The 23,538-nt window shown below is 60.3% G+C and carries 23 protein-coding genes; 16 read left to right on the top strand and 7 right to left on the bottom strand.

Annotated elements, in window-relative coordinates; translation table 11 throughout:
* Window positions 1-66 precede the first annotated feature (66 nt).
* On the bottom strand, window positions 67-1,395 hold the full coding sequence (locus PG887_RS01610) for an aspartate aminotransferase family protein (protein ID WP_143238206.1): 1,329 nt from the start codon (window positions 1,393-1,395) through the stop codon (window positions 67-69).
* A 171-nt stretch (window positions 1,396-1,566) separates the two neighbouring features.
* On the opposite strand from PG887_RS01610, the gene PG887_RS01605 reads away from it, so the two are divergent.
* From PG887_RS01605 to PG887_RS01580, 6 genes are all read left to right on the top strand, one after another.
* Window positions 1,567-2,109, top strand: coding sequence for a cupin domain-containing protein (locus PG887_RS01605; protein ID WP_010672493.1), 543 nt, complete (start codon window positions 1,567-1,569; stop codon window positions 2,107-2,109).
* Window positions 2,110-2,360: 251 nt separating this feature from the next.
* Entirely contained in the window at window positions 2,361-3,857 is a 1,497-nt protein-coding gene (locus tag PG887_RS01600) for an aldehyde dehydrogenase (protein WP_201997349.1), read from the top strand.
* Between the two features lie 124 nt (window positions 3,858-3,981).
* Window positions 3,982-4,155 carry a hypothetical protein gene (locus tag PG887_RS01595; RefSeq protein ID WP_010672491.1) on the top strand — a complete coding sequence of 58 codons (174 nt, stop codon included), beginning with the start codon at window positions 3,982-3,984 and terminating at the stop codon, window positions 4,153-4,155.
* 122 nt (window positions 4,156-4,277) lie between these two features.
* Window positions 4,278-5,174 carry an EamA family transporter RarD gene (gene rarD / locus PG887_RS01590; protein ID WP_010672490.1) on the top strand — a complete coding sequence of 299 codons (897 nt, stop codon included), beginning with the start codon at window positions 4,278-4,280 and terminating at the stop codon, window positions 5,172-5,174.
* A gap of 56 nt (window positions 5,175-5,230) precedes the next feature.
* Window positions 5,231-6,034: an AraC family transcriptional regulator gene (locus PG887_RS01585; protein WP_010672489.1), complete on the top strand. Its 804-nt coding sequence runs from the start codon at window positions 5,231-5,233 to the stop codon at window positions 6,032-6,034.
* 85 nt (window positions 6,035-6,119) lie between these two features.
* Window positions 6,120-6,758, top strand: a complete 639-nt coding sequence (locus PG887_RS01580; protein ID WP_010672488.1) for a LysE family translocator — start codon at window positions 6,120-6,122, stop codon at window positions 6,756-6,758.
* 53 nt (window positions 6,759-6,811) lie between these two features.
* Here the strand turns inward: PG887_RS01580 and PG887_RS01575 are convergent, their stop codons facing one another.
* Window positions 6,812-7,477 carry a chromophore lyase CpcT/CpeT gene (locus PG887_RS01575; protein WP_041212148.1) on the bottom strand — a complete coding sequence of 222 codons (666 nt, stop codon included), beginning with the start codon at window positions 7,475-7,477 and terminating at the stop codon, window positions 6,812-6,814.
* A 198-nt stretch (window positions 7,478-7,675) separates the two neighbouring features.
* On the opposite strand from PG887_RS01575, the gene PG887_RS01570 reads away from it, so the two are divergent.
* Together PG887_RS01570 and PG887_RS01565 are read left to right on the top strand one after the other, a co-directional pair.
* Complete coding sequence (locus PG887_RS01570; RefSeq protein WP_270821054.1) at window positions 7,676-8,119, top strand: SRPBCC family protein; 444 nt, start codon at window positions 7,676-7,678, stop codon at window positions 8,117-8,119.
* A gap of 126 nt (window positions 8,120-8,245) precedes the next feature.
* Window positions 8,246-8,902, top strand: coding sequence for a DUF3313 domain-containing protein (locus PG887_RS01565; protein ID WP_270821053.1), 657 nt, complete (start codon window positions 8,246-8,248; stop codon window positions 8,900-8,902).
* Between the two features lie 60 nt (window positions 8,903-8,962).
* On the opposite strand, the gene PG887_RS01560 is transcribed toward PG887_RS01565, so the two are convergent.
* Window positions 8,963-9,463, bottom strand: coding sequence for a DUF1993 domain-containing protein (locus PG887_RS01560; RefSeq protein ID WP_041212145.1), 501 nt, complete (start codon window positions 9,461-9,463; stop codon window positions 8,963-8,965).
* A 290-nt stretch (window positions 9,464-9,753) separates the two neighbouring features.
* Between PG887_RS01560 and ydfZ the strand changes: the two genes are divergently transcribed.
* Window positions 9,754-9,951, top strand: a complete 198-nt coding sequence (gene ydfZ / locus PG887_RS01555; protein WP_010672483.1) for a putative selenium delivery protein YdfZ — start codon at window positions 9,754-9,756, stop codon at window positions 9,949-9,951.
* Window positions 9,952-10,052: 101 nt separating this feature from the next.
* Here the strand turns inward: ydfZ and PG887_RS01550 are convergent, their stop codons facing one another.
* A complete protein-coding gene (locus tag PG887_RS01550; protein WP_270821052.1) occupies window positions 10,053-10,394 on the bottom strand; it encodes an SH3 domain-containing protein in 342 nt (113 codons plus the stop codon).
* A 237-nt stretch (window positions 10,395-10,631) separates the two neighbouring features.
* Between PG887_RS01550 and PG887_RS01545 the strand changes: the two genes are divergently transcribed.
* The 5 genes from PG887_RS01545 to PG887_RS01525 all read left to right on the top strand — a co-directional run bounded on the left by PG887_RS01545 (window position 10,632) and on the right by PG887_RS01525 (window position 15,524).
* Complete coding sequence (locus tag PG887_RS01545) at window positions 10,632-11,417, top strand: hypothetical protein (RefSeq protein WP_270821050.1); 786 nt, start codon at window positions 10,632-10,634, stop codon at window positions 11,415-11,417.
* Between the two features lie 278 nt (window positions 11,418-11,695).
* Window positions 11,696-12,589 (top strand): LysR family transcriptional regulator, encoded by an 894-nt coding sequence (locus tag PG887_RS01540; RefSeq protein WP_270821049.1) that lies wholly within the window; start codon window positions 11,696-11,698, stop codon window positions 12,587-12,589.
* 182 nt (window positions 12,590-12,771) lie between these two features.
* Window positions 12,772-13,302 (top strand): REP-associated tyrosine transposase, encoded by a 531-nt coding sequence (locus tag PG887_RS01535; RefSeq protein WP_270821048.1) that lies wholly within the window; start codon window positions 12,772-12,774, stop codon window positions 13,300-13,302.
* Between the two features lie 166 nt (window positions 13,303-13,468).
* Window positions 13,469-14,377 carry a retron St85 family effector protein gene (locus PG887_RS01530; protein WP_265774005.1) on the top strand — a complete coding sequence of 303 codons (909 nt, stop codon included), beginning with the start codon at window positions 13,469-13,471 and terminating at the stop codon, window positions 14,375-14,377.
* Window positions 14,378-14,531: 154 nt separating this feature from the next.
* Window positions 14,532-15,524, top strand: a complete 993-nt coding sequence (locus PG887_RS01525) for a retron St85 family RNA-directed DNA polymerase (protein ID WP_270821047.1) — start codon at window positions 14,532-14,534, stop codon at window positions 15,522-15,524.
* Window positions 15,525-15,656: 132 nt separating this feature from the next.
* On the opposite strand, the gene uvrD is transcribed toward PG887_RS01525, so the two are convergent.
* From uvrD to PG887_RS01510, 3 genes are all read right to left on the bottom strand, one after another.
* Window positions 15,657-17,828, bottom strand: coding sequence for a DNA helicase II (uvrD, locus tag PG887_RS01520; RefSeq protein ID WP_043153584.1), 2,172 nt, complete (start codon window positions 17,826-17,828; stop codon window positions 15,657-15,659).
* A 68-nt stretch (window positions 17,829-17,896) separates the two neighbouring features.
* A complete protein-coding gene (locus PG887_RS01515) occupies window positions 17,897-18,358 on the bottom strand; it encodes a hypothetical protein (protein ID WP_162540528.1) in 462 nt (153 codons plus the stop codon).
* A gap of 4 nt (window positions 18,359-18,362) precedes the next feature.
* Window positions 18,363-20,270: a hypothetical protein gene (locus tag PG887_RS01510; protein WP_270821046.1), complete on the bottom strand. Its 1,908-nt coding sequence runs from the start codon at window positions 20,268-20,270 to the stop codon at window positions 18,363-18,365.
* Between the two features lie 588 nt (window positions 20,271-20,858).
* On the opposite strand from PG887_RS01510, the gene PG887_RS01505 reads away from it, so the two are divergent.
* Together PG887_RS01505 and PG887_RS01500 are read left to right on the top strand one after the other, a co-directional pair.
* Window positions 20,859-21,857, top strand: a complete 999-nt coding sequence (locus tag PG887_RS01505) for a BMP family lipoprotein (protein ID WP_041212138.1) — start codon at window positions 20,859-20,861, stop codon at window positions 21,855-21,857.
* Between the two features lie 101 nt (window positions 21,858-21,958).
* Window positions 21,959-23,536 carry an ABC transporter ATP-binding protein gene (locus tag PG887_RS01500; RefSeq protein WP_043153609.1) on the top strand — a complete coding sequence of 526 codons (1,578 nt, stop codon included), beginning with the start codon at window positions 21,959-21,961 and terminating at the stop codon, window positions 23,534-23,536.
* Window positions 23,537-23,538 lie beyond the last annotated feature (2 nt).

The following is a 23,538-nucleotide window of genomic DNA, read 5'->3' as shown; positions in this document are numbered from 1 at the left end:
TCGCCGCGCCGGGGCAGCACAGGGGGATGACGCCCGGGACGAGCGCCATCCTGTGTGATGTGGGGGTCAGTCCTGGGCCTGCAGGGCGTCCTGCAGCAGGGTGAAGAGATCGTCTATCTGGCTGCGCTCGATGATGAGGGGAGGCGACAGGGCGATGATGTCGCCGGTCACCCGGATAAGCGCCCCCTTCTCGAAACAGCGTACGAACACCTCGTAGGCCCGCTTGCCCGGCGCATCGGGCATGGATTCGATCTCGATGCCCGCCACCAGGCCGTAGTTGCGCACGTCCTTCACGTGCTTGCAGCCCTTGAGGGAATGGGCCGCCTCCTCCCAGTAGCCTGCCAGATCGGCGGCGCGGCTGAGCAGGTTCTCGTTGCGATAGATCTCGAGGGTCGCCAGACCCGCCGCCGCCGCCACCGGGTGACCCGAGTAGGTGTAGCCGTGGAACAGCTCGATGGCCCCCTTGCCCGCCGCCATCATGTCGTCATAGATATGGTTTTGCACCAGCACGGCCCCCATGGGGATGGCGCCGTTGGTGAGCCCCTTGGCGCAGGTGATCATGTCGGGGATGACGTCGAACTCCTGAGCGGCGAAGGGGGAGCCGAGGCGGCCGAAACCGGTGATCACCTCGTCAAAAATCAGCAGGATGCCGTGTTTGGTACAGATCTCCCGCAGCCGCTTGAGATAGCCCTTGGGGGGCATGATGACCCCGGTGCTGCCGGCGATGGGCTCGACGATCACCGCCGCGATGTTGCTGGCGTCGTGCAGGAAGACAATCTTCTCCAGTTCATCGGCCAGGGTGAGGTCTTCTGCTGGCAATCCCTTGGTGAACGCATTTTTCCCTATGTTGAGGGTGTGGGGCAGATGATCCACCCCGGTCAGCAGGGAGCCGAACCACTTGCGGTTGCCGGGAATGCCCCCCACCGAGATGCCGCCAAAACCCACCCCGTGGTAGCCGCGCTCGCGGCCGATGAGCCGGGTACGGGTCCCCTGGCCGCGAGCCCGCTGCCAGGCCAGCGCAATCTTGAGCGCGGTGTCCACGGACTCCGATCCGGAGTTGGTATAGAAGACGTGACCGAATCCCTTGGGGGCGATCTCCACCAGCCGGTTGGCCAGCTCGAACGGCAGGGGGTGGCCCATCTGGAAGGTGGGGGCAAAATCGAGGTGGGAGATCTGCTGGGAGACCGCCTCGGCGATCTCGCGCCGACCATGGCCTGCGTTGCAACACCAGAGTCCGGCAGTGCCATCCAGTATCTTGCGGCCATCCTCTGAGTGATAATACATCCCCTCTGCCGACTTCAGGATGCGCGGCGCCGCCTTGAACTGCTGGTTGGCGGTGAACGGCATCCAGAATGCGGACATGTCGGGGGTATTGATGTCGCTGACAGGTTTCATGGTCACCTCATCCTTAAGGCGTTTAGTAACACCCGGCTCATGCCTATTAAATTAAACACTTGAATCCATAAAAAAGGGCTTTTATCGCCCGGCTTGGTGTCACCCCTCAGGGGTGGTATAAGATATTTAACACAATTTTAATAATAGTAAACAGTCAAGGAGTGTCTATCGATGGATATCGGTCACCGCCTCAAGGCGGTTCGCACCAAGGCGGCCCTCTCCCAGCGCGAGCTGGCAAAACGCTCCGGTGTGACCAACGGCTTTATCTCCCAGATCGAGAAAAATCAGGTGAGCCCCTCGGTGGCCTCCCTGCGCAAGGTGCTGGAAGGCATCCCCATGTCATTGGCCAGCTTCTTCACCGACGAGACGGAGATGGATTCCGAGGTGATCTTCCGTGCGGACGACATGCCGGATCTCGGCACCCACCCCATCAGCTACCGTCTGGTGGGTCACAGCCGCGCCAACCGCGCCATCGGCATGATGCAGGAGATACTGCCCCCGGGCGCCGACACCGGTGACGACATGCTGAGTCACGAAGGGGAAGAGTGCGGCATCGTCATCCGGGGTCAGGTGGAAGTCACCGTGGGCGAGCAGGTTCACCTGCTGGCACCGGGGGATGGCTACTACTTCGACAGCCGCACCCCCCACCGTTTTCGCAACGTGGGGGATCAGGAGTGCGTGCTGATCTCGGCCAACACGCCCGCCAGCTTCTGACGGGCCTTCTCCCGGAACAGCCCGCCGGGATCCACCCCTGCCCGACCCGGGGATCAGGCCAGCGACACGGGCTCCCGCCCCGCCGCGCGACCCCCGACACCACAGGCCAGGGCGCCCGGTTTGCCCCGCCGTTGGCCCGGGTTGTTCGGGGTCAGTGTTTAATGAATTGTTACAAGATGGATTTACAAGCGGCAGGATGTTTAGCATATTGATACGCGGAGACTGACTTTCTGCCGGTTCAAGGAGTGAACATGAGTGACCTGACCCTGGCCCAGTGGCAACACAAGGCCGCCCATCTGACCCTGCCCTCGCAAGCCTTTATCGACGGCACCTACCGGGATGCCGTCAACGGCGCCACCTTCGATTGCATCAATCCGGCCAACGGCCAACTGCTGACCAGGGTCGCCTCCTGCGACGCCGCCGATGCCGAGCTGGCGGTCAAGGCGGCCCGTGCCGCCTTCGACGACAAGCGCTGGTGCGGCCTCTCTCCCAAGCAGCGCAAGCTCATCATGCAGCGCTTCGCCGAACTGATGCGCCTGAACCTGGTGGAGCTGGCACTGCTGGAGTCGCTGGATATGGGCAAGCCCATCGGCGACGCCATGGGGTATGACGCCCCCGCCGCCGCGAACTGCATCGCCTGGAACGCCGAGGCGATAGACAAGATCTACGATCAGGTCGCCCCGGTGGAAGAGTCCGCCCTGGCCCTGGTGACCCGCGAGCCCCTCGGTGTCGTGGCTGCCATCGTGCCCTGGAACTTCCCCCTGGTGATGGCCTGCTGGAAGCTGGGCCCGGCGCTCGCCACCGGCAACTCGGTGATCCTCAAACCCTCCGAGAAATCCCCCCTCACCGCCCTGCGCATCGCGGGTCTGGCGAAGGAGGCGGGCATCCCCGACGGCGTGTTCAACGTGCTGCCGGGCTTTGGTCACACCGTGGGCGAGGCGCTGGCCATGCACATGGACGTCGACTGCATCACCTTCACCGGCTCCACCAAGATCGGCAAGCATCTGGTGCAGTGCTCCGGCAAGTCTAACCTCAAGCGCGCCTTCATGGAGTGCGGCGGCAAGAGCCCCAACATCATACTGGCGGATGCACCTGACCTGGACGCAGCCGCCCGCAGCGCGGCCGGCGCCATCTTCTACAACCAGGGCGAGGTGTGTACCGCCGCCTCCCGCCTGCTGGTGCAAAACAGCATCAAGCCCCAGTTCATGGAGCGGCTGCTGGCCCATGCCCGCGAGTGGATCTCGGCCAACCCGCTCGACCCCACCACCCGCATCGGTGCCATGGTGGACCACATCCAGATGGAGCAGGTGCTCAACTACATCGCCATCGGCCAGCAGGAGGGCGCCAAGCTGCTGCTGGGAGGCAAGCGTACCCAGCCCGAGGAGGGTGGCTACTACATCGAACCCACCATCTTCGACGACGTGACCCCGACGATGCGCATCTTCCGCGAGGAGATATTCGGCCCCGTGCTGGCGGTGACCGGCTTCGACACCCTGGAAGAGGCCATTGCGCTGGGCAACGACACCGACTACGGCCTGGCGGCCGCCATCTGGACGGCGGATCTCAACCAGGCGGTGAAAGGGTCGCGCGCCCTGCGCGCCGGCACCGTCTTCGTCAACAACTGGGATGGCGGCGACATGACCATGCCGTTTGGCGGTTTCAAGCAGTCCGGCAACGGGCGCGACAAGTCCCTGCACGCCCTGGAGAAGTACACCGAGCTGAAAAGCACCTGGATCCAGCTCGAATAACGTCATAAATGACGCTTATCAACAAAACAGGGGGAGAAATCCCCCTTTCTCATTTTTACTCTTTTATCCTCTCGCTCAATCGATATAATCGTCAAATAGCAAGCCATTAAATTTAAAGATAAAAATGCTGTTTTTTCTGGGAAGTGTACTGTTTCTGGTGGTGGGACTGCCGCTGCTGTTCTTCGTGCTGGGTCAGGGGGAAGCCTATGTCACCTGGGGCCCCTGGATCTCCGCCATCGCCCTCATGCTGTGGCTGCTGATGGACGTGGAGAAGATCCGCCGCGGGGGCGGTCGCTGAAGTCGCTCCTGCTGTTAAAATCCCGTCAGACCCATTTATTGTCTTCTTTCCCTGCAAAAGGATCGCTACACTGACTTTTTGCGATGTTTCCCGACATCCGCACTCCAGTGAAGGTTATCCGCATGCAACAACAGATCCAGCGCCAGGGCGTCCTCTATGCCCTCGGCGCCTACACCCTTTGGGGCCTGGCACCCATCTACTTCAAGTCCCTCTCCGCCGTGCCGGCCGCCGAGATCCTGACCCACCGCATGATCTGGTCCTGCGCCCTGCTGATGGTGCTGGTGCTGCTCGGACGCCAGTGGCACAAGGTGCAGGCGGTGCTGCGCCAGCCCAAGGTGCTGCTCACCCTGGCCTTCACCTCCGTCACCGTCGGCGGCAACTGGCTGCTGTTCATCTGGGCCATCAACAACGGCCACATGCTGGATGCGAGCCTGGGCTACTACATCAACCCTCTGTTCAACGTGCTGCTCGGCATGGTGTTTCTGAGCGAGAAGCTGCGCCGCCTGCAGTGGTGGGCGGTAGGGCTCGCCTTTGTCGGTGTCGCCGTCCAGCTCATCGCCTTCGGTTCCCTGCCCTGGATAGCCCTGGTGCTGGCCTCGAGCTTCGCCATCTACGGCCTCATTCGCAAGAAGCTGGCCCTGGACGCCCTCACCGGCCTGCTCATCGAGACCCTGATCATGCTGCCGCCAGCCGCCTTCTATCTGTGGGGCATCGCCGACAGCCCCACCAGCCACCTCACCCAGAATGACTGGCACCTGAACCTGCTGCTCATCGCCGCGGGCGCCGTCACCACGGCCCCCCTGCTCTGCTTCACCGCAGCGGCCACCCGGCTCAAACTCTCCACCCTGGGCTTCTTCCAGTACATAGGCCCCAGCCTGATGTTCATCCTGGCGGTGACCCTGTATGGCGAGGCGCTGGCGCTGGACAAGATGATCACCTTTGGCTGCATCTGGAGCGCCCTGGTGCTGTTCAGCCTGGATGGCCTGCGCAGCGGCAAGCGGCGCCAGGAGGCCGGCTGAGGCGCCAGCGCAATAATCTACAAGCCACGGGGCCGCTTTCGGGGTATCAATAGGGGATGAACGCACCCCAATCCCGCATCCACTACTGGCAATCCCGGCTGCTGCCGGGGGTTGAACTCTCCCACTCCCACCACAGGGAGTTCAGCTATGGCCGCCACGTGCATCTGGACTATCACATCGGTCTGGTGCAGCGGGGCGGCCAGAAGTTCATCCACAAGGGGAACAGCCACAACCTGGTGCGCGGCGAACTCTCCACCGTCAACCCGGACGAAATGCACGACGGCCTCAGCCTGCTGCCGGAAGGGTACGAGGTGCGGGTCTTCTCCATCGCCCCCGAGCAGCTGGCCCGCTGGCTGCCGGAACACCCCGAGCCCTTTTTCCACCAGGGATTGCAGAGCCGCCCCGACCTCTATCAGGGCTTTGCCCGCCTGCACATGCACCTGGACGGCCCTGCCCCCGACGGCCTGCTGGCGGAGAGCCAGTTGCTGGCCCTGCTGGGCGAACTGTTCCGGCTCGCCCCCGAGCGACACGCCCTGGCGGATCCCCAGCTCAGGTTCCTGCGCGACCATCTGCTGGCCCGGCTGGACGAGCGCCACACCCTGGAAGACCTGGCCGCCCTGTTCGGGCTGGATCGCTTCGCCTTCCTGCGTCAGTTCAAGAAGAAGACCGGCATGACCCCCTATGCCTGGCTCAAGCGGCTGCGCCTCGAACAGGGCAAGCGCCTGCTCGGCAGCGGTCTGCCGGTGAGCGAAGTGGCACTGGCGGTGGGCTTCTTCGATCAGAGCCACTTCCACCACGGTTTTCGTCAGGCCTTCGGGCTCACCCCGGCGGAGTATCGCCAGCAGATGCTGCCCGCCTGAATCGTCGCCGCTGCAATCTTTTACAATCTCCCGTCCCCCGTCCTGCCCCATGCTGTCACCTCCATACCGCTGTCGGAGGTCTTTTATGTTCACCAGCCTGTTTCTGACCCTGGGTCTCGTCCACCTCGTCGCCCTGGCGAGCCCGGGCCCGGATTTCGCGCTCATCCTGCGCACCAGCCTGCACAGGCCCACCGCCCTCGGAGCGGCCCTTGGCATCGCGCTCGCCATCCTGCTCCACGCCACCCTGAGCCTGACCGGCATCAGCCTGCTGATCGCAAGCCAGCCCTGGCTCTTTCTCGCCGTGAAACTGGTGGGTGCCCTCTATCTGGGCTGGCTGGGCTGGGGGGCGCTGAAAGCGGCATGGCAGGGAAGCGGGGATCTGGCGCTGCGCGCCGGGGGCGAGCGGCCGGGCTGGCGCAAGGGGGTGAAGAGCGGGCTGGCCACCAATCTGCTCAACCCCAAGGCGATGCTGTTCTTCATGGGACTGCTGGCCGCCATGGTGACGCCCCAGGTGGATGGCCTGACCCGGGGATTGCTGATCCTGGAGCTGTTCCTGCTCTCCCTCGTCTGGTTCAGCGCCCTGGCCTGGAGCCTCTCCACTCCCCGCGCCCAGCACCTGCTCGGCCGCATCCAGCGCCCGCTCAACCTGATGACGGGCCTGCTGTTTGGCGCGGTCAGCCTCTCCATCCTGGTGGATCTGCAAGGGCACTGGCCGGCGGCCTGACCGGCACGTTCTTTATGGCGGCAAGCAGGGAGGGGCCTTGACGGACGGCGTGACTACTCCCCGCGCCGCATCCCCTTGCGCAGGTAGACGTAACCCTCCCCCGGGCTGCCCCAGCGCTGATGGGCGCCGTTGTCATAGGCCCTGTCCAGCAGCCGGACACTGTCCGGGCCGATCCAGAGGTACTGCACCAGGGTGGTGGCACCGCCAAAATCGGTGGCGCAATGCCCGACCCGGGTCTGTCCCTTGTACTCCCCACCCGGCTGGCGGGTCAGCCAGATCTCGCACCCTTCGCGCAGAGAGAGTTGCTGCGGGGTGAGGGAGTCAAGCAGCTCGGGCCGACGCCAGGCGCCGGCAAAATCCGTGGCCCTCGGCATGGTCAGTTCGGCCATCAGGATGCGGCCATCGGGCAGGGAGGAGAAGCGGTAGATGCGCTGGCGAAACGGTCGCTGCGCCCGCTCGGTCAGAAACTGCTCCGCATAGACCCAGCGAAAGGGGCCCTCCCCGGGCCAGATCTCCACCAGCCGCAGCTCGGCGCTGGTGAAGCGGGCATCGAAGGTGGCCTGCTCCTGGCTGGAAAACTCCCCCGAGAACCAGGAGAGCAGGGGCTCCAGCCTCCCCTGCGTGGCATGGGGGCCGGGGGCCGTCACGAAGGGGACGGGCGCCGCCCAGATCAGGCTGGCGTAAAACAGCCCCAGCAGGGCCGCCATCAGCTGTGTCATCGAATCCTTCCGAGTCGCTTGCATGGCGGCGATTATATGAGCGAACGGTGACAATAACCTCTATCTTGATCAACTCCTTGAAGAGAAAACGAAAAATCCTCTCTGCAGGCGAAAGGAGGCGACGCACCCCCGCAGGCCACGGGGATGATGGCTATCCTTGCTGCGACCCGTCCCTGTTGCCGCCAAGAGGAGTCCCCCATGAACACAGTCACCCTGCACCGCGTGCTCAAGGCCCCGCCACAGCGGGTATACAGAGCCTTTATCGAGCCGGACGCCCTGGCCAAATGGCTGCCGCCCCATGGCTTCACCTGCAAGGTGGCGGCGCTGGATGCCAGGGTCGGCGGCCAGTTCAGGATGTCGTTCACCCACTTCGCCAGCGGCCACACCCACGCCTTCGGCGGCGAGTATCTCGCGCTGGAGCCGGGCAAGCACATCCGCTACACCGACCGCTTCGACGACCCCAACCTGCCGGGGGAGATGCAGGTCACCATCACCCTCACCCAGGTGCTGTGCGGCACCGATCTCGCCATCGAACAGGCGGGTATTCCGGCGGTCATCCCGGTGGAGATGTGCTACCTCGGCTGGCAGGAGTCCCTGATGCAGCTCGCCACCCTGGTGGAGCCCGAGATCCCCGCCGAGTGACCCGACACGGGGGCTCCCCCGGTGGCCCCGCACAGATACCCCTTGTGAGAGAGGGGCCTGATCAGGTATCTCTGTGGGCAGGGCGGGCTGCGTTCTTGCAGCGACCATCCACCGCCAGGAGCCCCCATGAAACGAGTCTTGATGATGACCATGGCCGCCGCCCTGCTGGGCGGGTGCGCCGTGAAGAACCAGGTCACCCACAGCCTGCAGGCGATCCCGCTCACCGCCTTCCAGCAAAGCGAGAGCAACCCCAACCAGCGCATCTACAAGGAGCCCGGCGTGGATCTGCGCCAGTACCATCAGGTACTGCTCGATCCCTTGCAGTTCATCCGCCAGGAGAACGGCCAGTGGTATCTGCTGACCGCCAACGAGCAGAACGAGATCGGCCGCTACTACCACGCCACCTTCCAGCGCGAACTGATGAGCCAGGGCATCAAGATGGCTACCGAACCCGGTCCCGGCGTGATGCGGGTGCAGGCGGCCATCACCAACTTCGACCTGACCCGGCCCGACCCCAAGCTGCGGGATCTGCTGCCCGCCAAGATCGCCATCAACGTCACCCGCGAGGTGATAGGCAAGGAGCCCTATCTGCTCAAGGTGGGCAGCATGGCCCAGTTGCTCGACGCCCAGAGCGGCAAGCTGCTGGTGCGGGTGATGGACGCTCGCGAGAGCCCGGACACCACCCACAAGGATTCCCCCATCACCGCCCTGGAGATGGAGAAGATGATCGATCAGTGGGCCGCAAGTCGCGCCAAACAACTGGCCGACAACCTGGGGCGCTGAGCCGGGCCGAAAACGACAAAGCCTGCCAGGGGGCAGGCTTTGTCGTCACTGAAGCGCGGCTTATTGCAGGTTCAGACCGCCCAGGTAATCCCGCTTGCCCAGATCCACCCCGGCCTGGCGCAGCAGGGCATAGGTCATGGTGAGGTGGAAGTAGAAGTTCGGGATGCCGTACTCGTGGACGCAGCTATGGCCGTCCATCCCCTTGCCACCGGCCCAGTAGGGGTAGTAGTGGCCGCTCGCATACTGGCTGAAATCGGCGTCCAGCTTGCCTTGCAGATAGGCGATGGTCTTGGCCACGTGGGCGCGCAGATCCGCCATGGTCTTGGGATCATCCCCCAGCACCGGCGGCTCGCTCAGGCTGGCGGTGGCCACCACGGCGCGGGCGCTGTCACAGCAGATCAGCACCTGCTTGCTCAGGGGCAGCATGTCGACGATGAGGCGCTCATTGAAGAAGTTGTCCACGTTGAATTTCTTCGCCTCGGCGTGGGCCTCGGCCTTGGCCAGACACTGGTCCAGGTTGGTCAGCATCTTGATGAACTGGGCTGCGATATCACGATTCATAATGCACTCTCGGTTGGTTGAAGGCAGTAAAACGAGCGGCTCCACTATAGCGCATCCCCCTTGCAGTTCGAGCCCGAGGGGATGAAAAGCGGGGGCGCTCTTCCTGCCCTGCGACAGGCGGTGGCGATCACCGGCGGGCTGCGAGGCCAGCGCGCCATACCCCGTCGCCGCACCGAGTCCCTCTTTCCCCTTTTTTTGATCTGTGACAGGCATCTCGTTTTTCGAGGGGCGTAGTCTGGAGCCCGTTGCCCCGGCACGGGCCGGGGCACCCATCCCACAAGGAGAATGCCATGAAGATCTACGATCGAAACCGCAATGTGCTGACCCTGGGCCAACGGGTGATGATTGCCGCCACCGGCGCGGTCGACACCCTCAAGGAGGCGCACACCGACAACCTGACCCCCTATGAGGCGGAACATGAGAAGTGCGTGCTGCTGACGAACAGCCAGGAGCGCTACGCCCCCATCGAGTTGATTAGACTAGGCTGATCCGTTTTCCGTCACCCTACTCTTTACAATTCACCCGGCCGCACGTCCGTCGCTGGCCGGGTTTCTCTCTCCGCTCTACTCCTTCTCCGAGCCGCTGCACCTTATGAGGGCGAGGCGATGCAGCTTGCCGGTATCCAGCCTGAGCCCCCCGCTTCGTTGTGAACCCAGAGCCAGCCTGCCAGCTCCCGATCCACCCGTACCCGCTCCCCCACCGCCACGTCCAGCTCCCGGGCGGTATAGTCCTGGCGCGCCTGCGCCTCCTCGGCGCTGATCGGGGTCAGCATGGACAGGGGCGCCCACCCCTCGTTGCCGTCTGCGGTAAAGGTGCGCACCCAGCCCGGGAACTCGTCGTCCTCGTGGCCGATGCGCACCCGCTCTCCGGCCCGAAAGGCGATGGGATTGGGGTAGCAGGTGTGGTGCGCCGTGGTGATCAACGCCAGCATTGTCTCTTCCTCCGACAGGTTCTGTTTGGTGACGCCCCGAGTCATACCACAAGCCGGGCCCCGTTGCGTCAACCGGGCTCACACCCTCTGGCAGAGGGCACGCTCCCCCGGGGCGGGCCGACGACCCTGATCCCCACGATTCATTACTGTCAGTGAATTTTCATATCATCCAAGTGTCATTTCAGTGAACACATCACCGCCCTAGACTGCTTCTCGAACCTTAACGAGGAGTCTTGTATGAAACTCACCCTTATCCCGTTGCTGGCCGGCACCCTCGCCTCGGCCTTCTCTTTCAACACCTTCGCCGGTGACATCGTCTCGGTGCAGTTCAGCGATGGCCGCGCCGCCGTCAGCGGGGTCGAGGCGGTCAACAACGCGCTCAACCCCATCGGCGTCAACGTGGTCACCGTCGACATCCCCGAGGCCGCCAGGCCGCTGCTTGAAGCCTCCCACCGCCGCGCGTTGACCAAAGCGGAGCACGGCGCCCTGATCTCGGCCTTCAACCTGAGTCAGGGGGAGCTGCTGGAGCAGGCCAGGCTCGCAGGGCGCGCGCCCGCGGTGCAAGGGGGCGGCGTCGCCACCGAAGAGACCGGCGTCGGCCCCTACCCCAAGGTCTATGACCTGATGGCGCTGGACGAGCGCACCCGCAGCGCCGTGCTCGGCAAATATGGCCGCATGCACGTCAACTCCGCCGAGGACGGCACCGACATCGACGAGGTGATGACGGTGGTCAGCGGCGGCCCGTTCCGCTGGGGCTTTACCCTCAAAGACGGCAGTATCGCCCGCTTCCAGATAGACAAAGTGGGCCTTGCGGACAAGGCCGTGCGGATCAGCTATCACGGGCTCGGCATGCACGCCGGGTTGATGGATGCAAAACAGGGGCTGCTGGTGGCCTTCGCCCACGGGCCCAAGGCGTTCACCATGCGCTACCAGGCGGATGTGCCCCACGCCCAGTTGCTCGGCACCAACCCCTGGGCCGATGTCGGCATCACCCTGCCCCCCGCCCCCGGCAAGGTGCAGTAAGCCGGTGCGTGCCATCTGGCGGCGGGGCCCGGGCCCTGCCGCCTGCTTTTATGCCTGCCGTCACGGGCCGGGGTGCCCGGGGCTCATCGCCTCTCTTTCGTCTGCATCTCTGCCGGGCCCGCCACACCCAGAGGGCCATGATCCGGGCCGCTCTGCCACCGGCAACTCTCTGTCTGGCGGGGGATGGGGGGGTGGACACCCCGGGGATCCGCACTATTGTGATAAAAGTGCGCAATGATGGCGCCATCATTTACCAGTAGTGAATTAACGGGGGCAGGATGAACAAGATCACGGCGCTGAACGTCTTTCGCCGGGTAGTGGAAATGGGCACCTTCAGGGCGGCGGCGGACGACCTGCGCCTCTCCCAGGCGGCGGTCAGCAAGAACATCAACGAGCTGGAAGCCTTTCTCGGCATTGCGCTGATCAACCGCACCACCCGGCGGCTGAGCGTCACCGAATCGGGCATGGCCTATTACGGCCAGATATGCGCCGTGCTGGACAGCCTGGAGGCCGCCGACCAGTCCATCATGGCCGCCTCCTTCACCCCCAGGGGCAGGCTGAGGATCGGCATGCCCATGTCCTACGGGCTGATCCGCCTCAACCCCCTTGTCTGCGAATTCCAGCGCCGCTATCCGGAGATCGGCATCGAGGTGATCCTGAGCGACGCCTACATGGATCTGGTGGATCAGGGGCTGGACGTGGTGATCCGGGGGGCTGGCACTCTGGAGGACTCCACCCTGCGCGCCAAACCCCTGTGCGAGGTGCCGCGGGTGCTCTGCGCGGCCCCCGATTACCTGAAGGAGGCGGGCCAGCCCGCCCACCCGGCGGATCTCAAGGGCCACAACTGCCTGCGCTACAGCCTCTCCTCCTCCCCCAACAAGTGGTTCTTCACCCGGGACGCGGAAAGCGTGGCGGTAGATCTGCCCCCCGCCAGCTTCTGCGCCAACAACGGCATCGCCCTGAAACAGGCGGCGGTGCAGGGGCTCGGGGTGATCCTGGTACCGGATGAATTCGTGTCGAACGACCTGTCGGACGGCACCCTGGTCAGACTGATCCCCGACTGGCAACCCGACCCCCACGCCCTGTTCGCCGTCTACCCCTTCCACAAGGAGCAGTCCCGCAACGTACGGCTCTTTATCGAATTTCTCGTCAAGGCGTTTCAGTTGCGGTGAGCCAGACAGGCGGGAGCCTGGGGTTTGTGCCTCTCGGCCACGATACCGATAACCCATCTTATGCGGCGTGTAGGTTCGATTAGCGAAGCGTAATCGGACGATCGCGTCATCAGACGTTCGCGTGATTGGGTATATGGCGGCGAGGCTATGCTTGGCTTTTCAGCCTAAACAAGGGGAAAGGCATGGCCAACTGGCGGCGGGCATGGTGGCCCGGCGGAACCTGGTTCTTTACCGTCAACCTGCTGGAGCGGCGCAACAACCGATTGCTGGTGGAGCAGATCGACCTGCTGCGCCACAGCGTTGCCAAGGTGCAGCAGGCTCACCCCTTCGCCATCCACGCATGGGTGGTGTTGCCCGACCATCTCCACTGCATTCTCTCTCTGCCGGAAGGGGACACCGATTTCCCCCTGCGGTGGCGGCTCATTAAAAGCCATTTCTCCCGCGCCTTGCCGGTCAACGAGCGCCGCAGCCAGACCCGGTTACGCAACGGGGAGCGGGGCATCTGGCAACGCCATTATTGGGAACATCTGATCCGGGATGAGCAGGATTACCGCCACCATATGGATTACGTCCATATCAACCCCCTCAAACATGGTCATGTCTCACGGGTGGCCGATTGGCCTTACTCCACCTTCCATCGTTACATGGCAAACGGCATCTATCTGCAGGATTGGTGCGGGTCAGTTGATGGGTCGTTAGGGGAATTGGAGTAAACCCCTCAAGGGTTTTGCCTTTGTGAATGATCGAAGAGACGATTACCCCATACGCGATCGTCCGATTACACCTCCCTAATCAAACCTTTCCCCGTGAAAAAGCTAGAAAAAAAACCTTATTAATTGTATAAAACTAACATTCATCATTTAACGCACCTAGAATAAAATGAAACATAATTTAAAAGATGAACATTTAGAAATAATATCTGAAGCTGTAGAAATAAACTTGTTAATTCCTCAGCAAGAAAAAATAAGCACCATCTTTTTATGTGGTGCAGACATTAATGACAAGAGCAAAGCTAGATCTAAAGTAGCGAATATTTTAGGGGATAAAAAGAGGTATAGACTTCTATACCCAGAAGATATTTTTGATGATCTTTTGGCTGGCCAAGGTAAATATAGCCTTCTAAACTTAGAAAGTATTTTAGCAAAAAGTGTTGACGTCATAATAATATGCCCAGAAAGTCCAGGCTCATTTGCTGAACTAGGTGCATTTTCTAACAATACAGAACTGGCCAGAAAAATGATTGTATTGTCCGACAAAAAATATAAAAATGCTAAAAGCTTTATAAATTATGGCCCCTATAGATTAATTAAGGAGTCAAAGAGTGGTAAAGTAATGCAAGTTAAATATGATAGTTTGGAAGCTGAGCATGAAGATAGCAGAGCTATTCTAAGAAAAATCACTGCTCAAATTAAAACAATTAAAGAGCAACACCCAGTAAAGAGAAATATTGCCAACTTGCTTGAGACTGAAAGGTTTGTTCTTCCTTGCATTTATCTTATAGAAAATGCTGATTATTTTATCCTGCTAAAACTATTAATGCATGCAACAGAGGAGGATAAAGGACTATGTGAAATAGCTTTGAAGTCATCTCTCGGGTCCCTAATTAATAATAATATGATTACTCGCTCTGGTTATGAATATAAAATAACATTAACTGGATACCAGTATGTCAAAAATAATTCAGAGATTACGCGTCTAGACAATACTAGGTTGGAAATTATGAATGTGGAGAATCGTAGACATTCGACTCTTAGACGTGATAGGATAGAACGCAGTGCACGTCTCTAGCGAGTGGGAATTTCCCGCTGGATGGTGTTTCGCCATCCCACAGATAATCCAGACCATTGTTGGCCAATGAGTTTCAATGTGCGGAGCAAGCGCTACCGCGCTTGAACCGCACATTGAAACGAGTATTCTTAAGCCGTAGAGACGTGCACTACCTATGCAAAAAAATACGATTTATACCCTAAAAAACTTGGGGCTTCCAGCCATAACCACTCTTGATGATTTATCGTTTCTAACTCGTATATCAAGAGAGCGAATTATTTTACTCTCTACCCAGCATAAAAGATTTTATAATACCTTTCTAATGCCTAAGAAAAGCGGGGGGCATCGTCAAATATCTCAACCATCCCGAGATCTCAAGGCACTGCAGAGTTGGATATTGAGAAATATTCTAGATAAGCTCTCTGCTTCAAAATTTTCAAAAGGATTTGAAAAAGGTTCGTCTACTTTAGACAATGCAACCCCCCATATTGGAGCTAATTATATCCTAAGTCTAGACTTGGAAGATTTTTTCCCAAGCATAAAATCAGGCTATGTTTTCAGTATTTTCAGAAGCATTGGGTATAATGTTCACGTTAGTCATACCTTAACAAATCTTTGTGTCTACAATGGCGGATTACCTCAGGGTGCTCCAACATCACCTAAGCTAGCTAATCTAGTATGTTCAAGGTTGGATGCAAGGATATCTGGCTATGCAGGTAAAAAAGGCATTACGTACACTAGATATGCTGATGATATTACATTTTCCGCACAAACAGCTAAAAAAATAACCAAAGTATATAGCATGGCTAAATTCATCATCCATGATGAAAAATTTGTTATAAACAAAGATAAAACTTACTTCTCCGGAACTAAAAAAAATAAAAGAATTACAGGGCTTGTTGTTACTGAACGTAGTGTCGGCATAGGGCGAGTAATGCTGCGTAGCATCAAAGCAAAAATTCATCATCTGTTGGTAGGGAAAAATGATGACCTGTCTCATATTATAGGGCTATTATCTTATATTTATGGCGTCGACAAAAAAAACTACAAGCACTTAATTAGGTACATTCAAAAACTATCATTAAAATACCCAAGTGTTCCTCAAGAGCTTAAGGATATGGTGGCCAAACATAATAATATGGCTGTCAGCACACTGAGCGAAATTTAAACCATCGTTGTATAGAATAGATTCGAATAGCGAATCGAATTCTGACGATCGCGTTATTAAAACGCTCGCAATGAACGATAGATAAAACCAACCCGGCTTAAGCCGGATTGGTTGCATCAAGAGCGAGAATAGTCAGAGTGCTTCCAATCTGGCATAGGCGGTCACCAGCCACTTGGCGCCGACGTCGTCGAACTGGATCTGCACCCGGCTCTGCTGGCCGACACCTTCGAAGTTGAGCACTATGCCTTCCCCGAATTTCGGATGCAGCACCCGCTGGCCGAGCTTGATGCCGCTGGCGTCGAAGCTCTGCTGCACCTCGTTCTGGCTGAAGCGGCCGTACTGGGTGGGGCGGCTGACCTGGGTGCGCAGCCGAATCTCCTCCAGACACTCGGCGGGCATCTCGCGGATAAAGCGGCTCGGCTTGTGGAACATCTCGCGGCCATAGATGCGGCGGCTCTCGGCATAACAGATGTAGAGCTTCTCCATGGCGCGGGTCATGCCCACGTAACAGAGGCGCCGCTCCTCCTCCAGCCGCCCCGACTCCTCGGTGGATTGCTGGCTGGGGAACATGCCCTCTTCCACACCGACCAGCAGCACCAGGGGATATTCCAGCCCCTTGGCGCTGTGCAAGGTCATCAGCTGCACCGCGTCGGCATATTCGTCCGCCTGATTCTCGCCGGATTCCAGCGCCGCGTGGGCGAGGAAGGCGGAGAGATCGCTCATATCCTCCAGCTCGTCCGGGCGCTGGTACTGGCGGCAGGCGGTGACCAGTTCGTCCAGGTTCTCTACCCGTGCCTGGGATTTCTCGCCCTTCTCCGCCAGATACATGGCCTTGAGGCCGGAGTGCTGGATGGCGATATCCGCCTGCTGGTGCAGGGGCAGCAGGGAGACCTGTTCCTCCAGCGCGTCGATGAGATCCACGAAGCCGCGCACCGCGTTGCCGGCGCGACCGGTCAGCACCTTGTCATTGAGCAGTGCCTTGGCCGATTGCCAGAGGTTCTGGCCCTGATCCCGGGCGTTGTTACGCAGGATCTCGAGGGTGCGATCGCCGATGCCGCGGGTCGGGGTGTTGACCACCCGCTCGAAGCTGGCGTCGTCGCCCCGGTTGTTGATAAGGCGCAGGTAAGCCATGGCGTCCTTGATTTCCTGGCGCTCGAAGAAGCGCAGGCCGCCGTAGATGCGATAGGGCATGGCATCCTGCATCAGCGCCTCTTCCAGCACCCGGGACTGGGCGTTGGAGCGATAGAGGATGGCGCAATCGGCGAGCAGACCCCCCTTCTCTTTCCAATCCTTGAGGCGGCCAACCACGAAGCGGGCCTCGTCCACCTCGTTGAAAGCGGCGTAAAGGGAGATCGGCTCCCCCTCGGCCCCTTCGGTCCACAGCTCCTTGCCAAGGCGCTCGGCGTTGTTGGCGATGACGCTGTTGGCGGCTTTGAGGATATTGGCGGTGGAGCGGTAGTTCTGCTCGAGGCGAATGGTCTCGGCCCCCTGATAGTCGGTCAGGAAGCGCTGGATGTTCTCGATCTTGGCGCCGCGCCAGCCGTAGATGGACTGGTCATCGTCGCCGACGATCATCACCTTGCCGGTGTCGCCCGCCAGCATCCGCAGCCAGGCGTACTGGATGCCGTTGGTGTCCTGGAACTCGTCCACCAGGATGTTCTGGAAGCGGTCGCGGTAGTGCTCGAGGATGTGGGGCTTGTTCAGCCACAGCTCATGGGCGCGCAGCAGGAGCTCGGCAAAGTCCACCAGCCCGGAGCGATCGCAGGTCTCCTGATAGGTCTTGTAGATCTGCTGATAGGTGCGGGTGACGGGGTCGCCATAAAGGTCGATGTCGCCGGGGCGCAAGCCTTCATCTTTCTTGCCGTTGATGTAGCCCATCACGGCGCGCGGGGCCCAGTGCTTCTCGTCGAGGTTGAGGGCCTTGAGCACCCGGCGAATGAGGCGGTACTGATCGTCCGAGTCGAGGATCTGGAAATCCTGCGGCAAGCCCGCATCCAGATGGTGGGCCCGCAGCAGGCGGTGGGCGATGCCGTGGAAGGTGCCGATCCACATGCCGCGCACGCCGTCGCCGATCACTTTTTCGACCCGGCCGCGCATCTCGGCCGCCGCCTTGTTGGTAAAGGTGACCGCGATGATGGAGAAGGGTGAACAGCGTTCCACCTGCATCAGCCAGGCGATACGGTGCACCAGCACCCGGGTCTTGCCCGAACCGGCACCGGCCAGCACCAGCAGGTTGCAACGGGGGGCCGCCACCGCGTCTCTTTGCTTGTCATTGAGCCCGTCGAGCAGGGTTGAAACGTCCATCACCACTCCTGTTTATTTATACAGGCGGGGATTATACGGCCTGAGCCGCCAGAGACCAACCGGCAGGATCAACGAAGGGGGCGGTGATAGTCCCGGTATTGGCCCAGTACCTCACCGGAAAAGCTGAGCAACCGGGCGCGGGGGGCATCCAGCACCTGCTGGACGGGATCAAATCGAAGTGAAGCGGCCAGCATGCGACCCTCAGGCAGGGTCACTTCCGTGTTCCCCATCATCAACATGCCGTCCTGATAATGCCCATGCTCGAAGCGCACGATGACGTCATTCACCATCAAGGTGCCCTGCTTGAGCTGCAGTGATGCTCGTTGCATCTCTCGCAACGCAAACAGACTGGACAATGACGGACGCCCGCTGGGCATCCGCTGCAAGTATTCGTGGGTGGTCAATTGATATTGCAACTGACCCTGACGATCGAAGACACGCTCCCGATAATCGGTGTAGCGCGTCAGCATGCCGGCAGCCTGTGCCACCGGCATCCACAACAGGAGCACCCCCGTCAGGAGCGCTCCCACTGGCTTACAGCTGATCGGCACAGCTGACCTTGTTGTCATCCAGGTCGGTACAGGAGACGAAGACCTTGTCAAAGGTCGACCCGACCACCGGTGTCATCTGGGTTGACCAGTCATAACCCACCCCCTTGGCATAGATGGCGGTGTGGCTTTCTTGATCTTCCTGCATCCAGCCGATGTTCTTCAGTGTGCCGCGATCGCTTTGGGCAAGCACCTTGAACTCGTCGCTCGTGATGAGACACATGGGCTCTCCCATGGCCTTGGACAGTTCGGCATCCCGCGCCCCCACGGCGCCATCACAGCCGCCGGTCACCTTGATGGTCATGTCACTGCGATCCAGCATCTCATCGAAGAACGGCAGCACATTGATGTTGTACTTCACCCCCACCTCTTGAGGCTGCCAGCCCATGCCGGTATTGACGTATCGGGTCTCGACGCTTTCCCACTGGATAGTGGGCACAGTGCCTGCAAAGTGGTTCGCCAGCTCCTTGAGGGTCGCGGCATTGGCCTCGATCTCATCCTGGGTCAACGACTCGTCCAGCTTGCTCTGATCGATGGTCAGAGCGAGGCTCACCGCATCCTTCAACTGCGACTTGGCCTTGGCCAACCGTGCTTTGGCATCGTCGGTCAAACGGAAGAAATCGGCGTGCGCCACCAGCGCATCCGGCTCGATTTCCTGCTGACTGAACTGGGTCTCGAAGGTGCTGCTGCTCTCTTCATAGGTGGTGGTCGGCTGCATGCCCCAGGTGTCCTTGATGTGCATACGCGGCAAGGTCACTTCTTCCTGCTGGGTGACATAGGCGCTGTCCGGACCGTACTGGTAGGAGGCGGCGATGTTGAGGGCCGATGCCATCGCCATCGCAGACGCCCGCAGTGCCTTGGCACCGTCGAGGTTGAGGGTGACGGTATCGTCATCGCCATAGGTGGCGCTGTAATCCGGATCCTGGATATCGGCCAGGGCAGCCGCGACGTTTTCCAGGCTGTCGGCATAGGCGCCCATCAGCTTGGCCACGTCACGGGTATATCCCTTGCCACCTTTGAGCGCCACGGAGGCGGTGCCGGGGGTGTGGATGATGACATCCATCACCTTGGCCAGGCTGGTGCTGTAACCACTGCCAATGGCGGACGAGGTGAAGCCCAGGCGTTCAGCCACCACGGGGTTGTTGGTCACCTCCAGCATGGTCAGCATGGCTAGCACGATCTGGCGATCGGCCTTGCCGCTCTCACCGGTCTCGGCCTGCAGGGTCTCCTTGTACTCCTTGAACTTGCTCTCGACGTCCAGGTTTTTCAGATCGGTCAGTCCCTGCAGATCGCTCAGCACCTTGTCGACCGCCACGGAGCGGCCATTGACGCCAGCCAGGGTGGCGGAGAGGTGGGCTTTCGCCGCAGCCAGAGAGACGACGGCTTTGGTGAGGCCCGCTGTTTTCAGCGCCTCAACCAGGGAGGTGTTGAAGGCGTCATCGCTACCCAGTTCGACGATCCCCAGTTGCGCGACCTGCGCCTTGTCGAGGGTGATGCCGTTCTCCGGATTGCTGTCGCTGTCGAGCGTCTGCAGCAATGCCGCAATGCGGATCGCTTTCTCCTTGTCGTCACCCGCCAGGGTGTAAGGGGTCACCAGCGAGTTGCCCGCCTTGAGGGTCACCGCCCCCAGGCGCTGGTTGCCCAATGCGAATTCGCAGGTGTCGCCATCATCAAACAGGAATTCACCCTTGGCATTGGTGACACCGGTGTAATCGTTGCACCGATAGTCGAGGCCACCCACGACGGAATCCAGGAAGACGGCAGTGTGAAGAGGCTTGCTGCCGGTGTCGGTGCCACCGCCATTGTTGCCACCATTGCTGCCGCCACCGTTATCGTCACCACCGCCCCCGCAAGCGGTCAACATGACACCGGACAACACACAAGCCACTGCCATACTCAGCACGTTTTTTTTCATTTTTATCACCCGAACAAATGTCAAAAATACGGCCCCATCCCGGGGGCCAAGTTAATCCGGGTATAACCTAGCGTACCCATATGACAAACACCAATGCATTTCCATATGAGTGTGCTTGCCATCACGTAGGCCCCGAGCGAGCAGGAAAAACGGCCACAGACGACGGCCCTGGGAGAGGAAATAGCCACCCATCTTGGGCTGTCACACCCGGGGCGGACCTCCTGGCGATCAGCCAGCCCGCCCGCCAACGTGGCGTCGATGAGGCCGCAGGGCTGGTGCCGATGGAAGCCAGTTTTTTCATCAGGGTAGGAAAACGGTTGCGCCTAACGTCATGAATCCAAACACAAATGTCGATCGAGCCCTATTAATCCCGGAATTTAATTCTGCAAAAACACCATAAAACAAACACTTATAAGGCAATTTGCTTATATTTCAAACCGTTAACGCAAACGTTTTTCCTCTATGATCCCCTTGACCAACGGGCTGGCTCACTTACAGTTAGCCAGCGTGCTTTATGACCTGCCAAGACAGGTTGTGGACCCTCACATAACAATCAAGGATACGATCGTGACTAAAGTGCTCAAGCTGGCCACCGTGGCCGCCCTCACCCTCGCTGCCCTGTCCGCCCAGGCAGCCTCCGAGCCCGCCGTCATCTATGACACCGCAGGCAAATTCGACAAGTCCTTCAACGAAGCCGTGTTCCGCAACGGCGTCGAAGTCTACAACAAGGACAAAGGCGTCAAGGTCAAGGAGTTCGAACCCCAGAATGAAGCCCAGCGCGAGCAGGGCCTGCGTCGTCTGGCCAGCCGTGGCAACGGCCCCATCGTCGCCGTCGGCTTCAACATGGGTTCCGCAGTAGAGAAGGTTGCCACCGAGTTCCCGAACACCCAGTTCACCATCATCGACATGGTGGTCGACAAGCCGAACGTCCAGTCCCTCATCTTCAAGGAGCATGAAGGTTCCTTCCTGGTGGGTGCCCTGGCAGCCATCGCCTCCAAGACCGGCAAGGTCGGCTTCGTGGGCGGCATGGACATCCCGCTGATCCGCAAGTTCCAGTGCGGCTATGAGCAGGGCGCCAAGTACATCAATCCGAAGATCGACGTCTATCAGAACATGACCGGCTCCACCCCGGCGGCCTTCGCCGACCCGGCCAAGGGTGCAGAACTGGCCAAGTCCCAGTTCGCCAAGGGCGCCGATGTGGTCTATGCCGCCGCCGGTGGCACCGGGATCGGTGTCTATCAGGCTGCCAAGGACGAAGGCAAGCTGGCCATCGGTGTGGATTCCAACCAGAACCACCTGCAACCGGGCACCATGCTGACCTCCATGGTCAAGTCCGTGGGTCTGGCCGCGTACAAGAGCTGGGATGACGCCGCCAAGGGCAGCTGGAAGCCGGGCATCCAGTCTCTGGGTCTGGCCGAAGGCGGGGTTGACTGGGCGCTGGACGAGAACAACGCCAAGCTGATCACCCCGGAAATGAAAGCCAAGGTCGAGAGCATCAAGGCCGACATCATCGCCGGCAAGATCAAGGTGCACGACTACATGAGCGACAACTCCTGTAAGTACTGATCCTGCAAATACCGAGTCACAGCTACGACTCTCAACCAGTGATGACCGGCCCGCACGGGCCGGTTTTTAGTCTCTACTTCATGACCCGCAAGGACTGCATCATGGACCAGACAGATCGCTATGCCATCGAATTAAGGGGTATCGATAAGCGGTTCGGCGACGTGTACGCCAACAAGCAGATCGACCTTCAGGTTCGTAAAGGCAGCATTCACGGCATCGTCGGCGAAAATGGCGCCGGCAAGTCGACCCTGATGAGCATCATTTACGGTTTCTACCACGCCGACAGAGGCGAGATGCTGATCGACGGGAATCCGTTCAAACCCCATGGCTCCCAAGATGCGATTGCCGCCGGGGTGGGCATGGTGCACCAGCACTTCATGCTGGTGAACAACTTTACCGTATTGGAAAACGTCATCCTGGGGGCCGAGAACGGCTGGCGCCTGGGCAAGAGCCTGGCGGCCGCCGAGAAGCTGCTGGGCGAGCTGGCACGGGACTATGGTCTCGAGGTGCCGCTGCACGAGAAGGTCGAGGATCTGCCGGTGGGCCTGCAACAGCGGGTCGAGATCCTCAAGGCGCTCTATCGCGGTGCCCGCATCCTGATCCTGGACGAACCCACCGGGGTGCTGACCCCGCAAGAGGCGGATCACCTGTTCGAAGTGCTGAAAAAGCTGCGGGATCAGGGGGCGACCGTCATCCTCATCACCCACAAGCTGCGGGAGATCCTGGCCATCACGGATCAGGTCTCCATCATGCGCCGGGGTGAAATGGTGGCCCATGTCGCCACCAAAGACACCGACAAGGAGCAGCTCGCCGAGCTGATGGTGGGCCGCAAGGTGCGCCTCAAGGTCGACAAGGGCACCGCCCAGCCGGGCGAGGCCAAGCTCAAGGTCGAGGGCCTCTCTTACGTCGATGACGCCGGGGTGGAACGGGTCAAATCCGTCAGCTTCGAAGTGCGGGCGGGGGAAGTGGTCGGCATCGCCGGGGTCTCCGGCAACGGCCAGTCCGAGCTGCTCAGCATGCTCGGCGGCATCCTCAAGCCCAGCAAGGGCGGCTTCACCATCGCCGGGGCGCAGCGCCACGAGGTAAGCCAGAGCCACCCGGCCGATCCGGAGCAGGTGCGCAACTTCGGCCTGGGCCACATCCCGGAAGACAGGCACAAGATGGGGCTCATCAACCGCTTCGAGGCGAAAGAGGCCTTCATCCTCGGTTATCACCGCCGTGCCCAGTACAACAAGGGCTGGCTGCAGGACAAGGAGGCGATCCGCCAGGATTGCCAGGCCAAGATGGAGAAGTGGGACGTGCGCCCGCCGAGCCCGGAGCACAAGACCGCCAACTTCTCCGGCGGCAACCAGCAGAAACTGGTGATCGCCCGGGAAGTGGAGCAGGACCCGGATGTGCTGCTGGTCGGCCAGCCGACCCGGGGCGTCGACATCGGCGCCATCGAGTACATCCACCAGCAGATCATCGCCATGCGCGACAAGGGCAAGGCAGTGCTGCTGGTCTCGGTGGAGCTGGACGAGATCATGAGCCTCTCCGACCGCATTCTGGTCATCGCCGATGGCCGCATCGTCGGCGAGCTGGACGGCGCCAGGGCGGATGAACGCACCATCGGCCTGATGATGGCGAACATAGTTCCTGACGACGTGGCGGCAAGCCAATCACAAGGAGCCACATCATGAAG

Origin of the sequence: Aeromonas sp. QDB14, assembly GCF_027707845.1 — a bacterium.
Lineage (GTDB): Bacteria > Pseudomonadota > Gammaproteobacteria > Enterobacterales > Aeromonadaceae > Aeromonas > Aeromonas caviae.
The sequence above is the reverse complement of the archived record's forward strand: the minus strand, read 5'-3'. Positions and strand labels throughout refer to the sequence as shown.

Bases quoted from the DNA above. Each gene is read 5' to 3' on its own strand.
- PG887_RS01610 (WP_143238206.1), bottom strand. From the start codon at position 1,395: ATGAAACCTGTCAGCGACATCAATACCCCCGACATGTCCGCATTCTGG.
- PG887_RS01605 (WP_010672493.1), top strand. From the start codon at position 1,567: ATGGATATCGGTCACCGCCTCAAGGCGGTTCGCACCAAGGCGGCCCTC.
- PG887_RS01600 (WP_201997349.1), top strand. From the start codon at position 2,361: ATGAGTGACCTGACCCTGGCCCAGTGGCAACACAAGGCCGCCCATCTG.
- PG887_RS01595 (WP_010672491.1), top strand. From the start codon at position 3,982: ATGCTGTTTTTTCTGGGAAGTGTACTGTTTCTGGTGGTGGGACTGCCG.
- rarD (WP_010672490.1), top strand. From the start codon at position 4,278: ATGCAACAACAGATCCAGCGCCAGGGCGTCCTCTATGCCCTCGGCGCC.
- PG887_RS01585 (WP_010672489.1), top strand. From the start codon at position 5,231: ATGAACGCACCCCAATCCCGCATCCACTACTGGCAATCCCGGCTGCTG.
- PG887_RS01580 (WP_010672488.1), top strand. From the start codon at position 6,120: ATGTTCACCAGCCTGTTTCTGACCCTGGGTCTCGTCCACCTCGTCGCC.
- PG887_RS01575 (WP_041212148.1), bottom strand. From the start codon at position 7,477: ATGACACAGCTGATGGCGGCCCTGCTGGGGCTGTTTTACGCCAGCCTG.
- PG887_RS01570 (WP_270821054.1), top strand. From the start codon at position 7,676: ATGAACACAGTCACCCTGCACCGCGTGCTCAAGGCCCCGCCACAGCGG.
- PG887_RS01565 (WP_270821053.1), top strand. From the start codon at position 8,246: ATGAAACGAGTCTTGATGATGACCATGGCCGCCGCCCTGCTGGGCGGG.
- PG887_RS01560 (WP_041212145.1), bottom strand. From the start codon at position 9,463: ATGAATCGTGATATCGCAGCCCAGTTCATCAAGATGCTGACCAACCTG.
- ydfZ (WP_010672483.1), top strand. From the start codon at position 9,754: ATGAAGATCTACGATCGAAACCGCAATGTGCTGACCCTGGGCCAACGG.
- PG887_RS01550 (WP_270821052.1), bottom strand. From the start codon at position 10,394: ATGCTGGCGTTGATCACCACGGCGCACCACACCTGCTACCCCAATCCC.
- PG887_RS01545 (WP_270821050.1), top strand. From the start codon at position 10,632: ATGAAACTCACCCTTATCCCGTTGCTGGCCGGCACCCTCGCCTCGGCC.
- PG887_RS01540 (WP_270821049.1), top strand. From the start codon at position 11,696: ATGAACAAGATCACGGCGCTGAACGTCTTTCGCCGGGTAGTGGAAATG.
- PG887_RS01535 (WP_270821048.1), top strand. From the start codon at position 12,772: ATGGCCAACTGGCGGCGGGCATGGTGGCCCGGCGGAACCTGGTTCTTT.
- PG887_RS01530 (WP_265774005.1), top strand. From the start codon at position 13,469: ATGAAACATAATTTAAAAGATGAACATTTAGAAATAATATCTGAAGCT.
- PG887_RS01525 (WP_270821047.1), top strand. From the start codon at position 14,532: ATGCAAAAAAATACGATTTATACCCTAAAAAACTTGGGGCTTCCAGCC.
- uvrD (WP_043153584.1), bottom strand. From the start codon at position 17,828: ATGGACGTTTCAACCCTGCTCGACGGGCTCAATGACAAGCAAAGAGAC.
- PG887_RS01510 (WP_270821046.1), bottom strand. From the start codon at position 20,270: ATGGCAGTGGCTTGTGTGTTGTCCGGTGTCATGTTGACCGCTTGCGGG.
- PG887_RS01500 (WP_043153609.1), top strand. From the start codon at position 21,959: ATGGACCAGACAGATCGCTATGCCATCGAATTAAGGGGTATCGATAAG.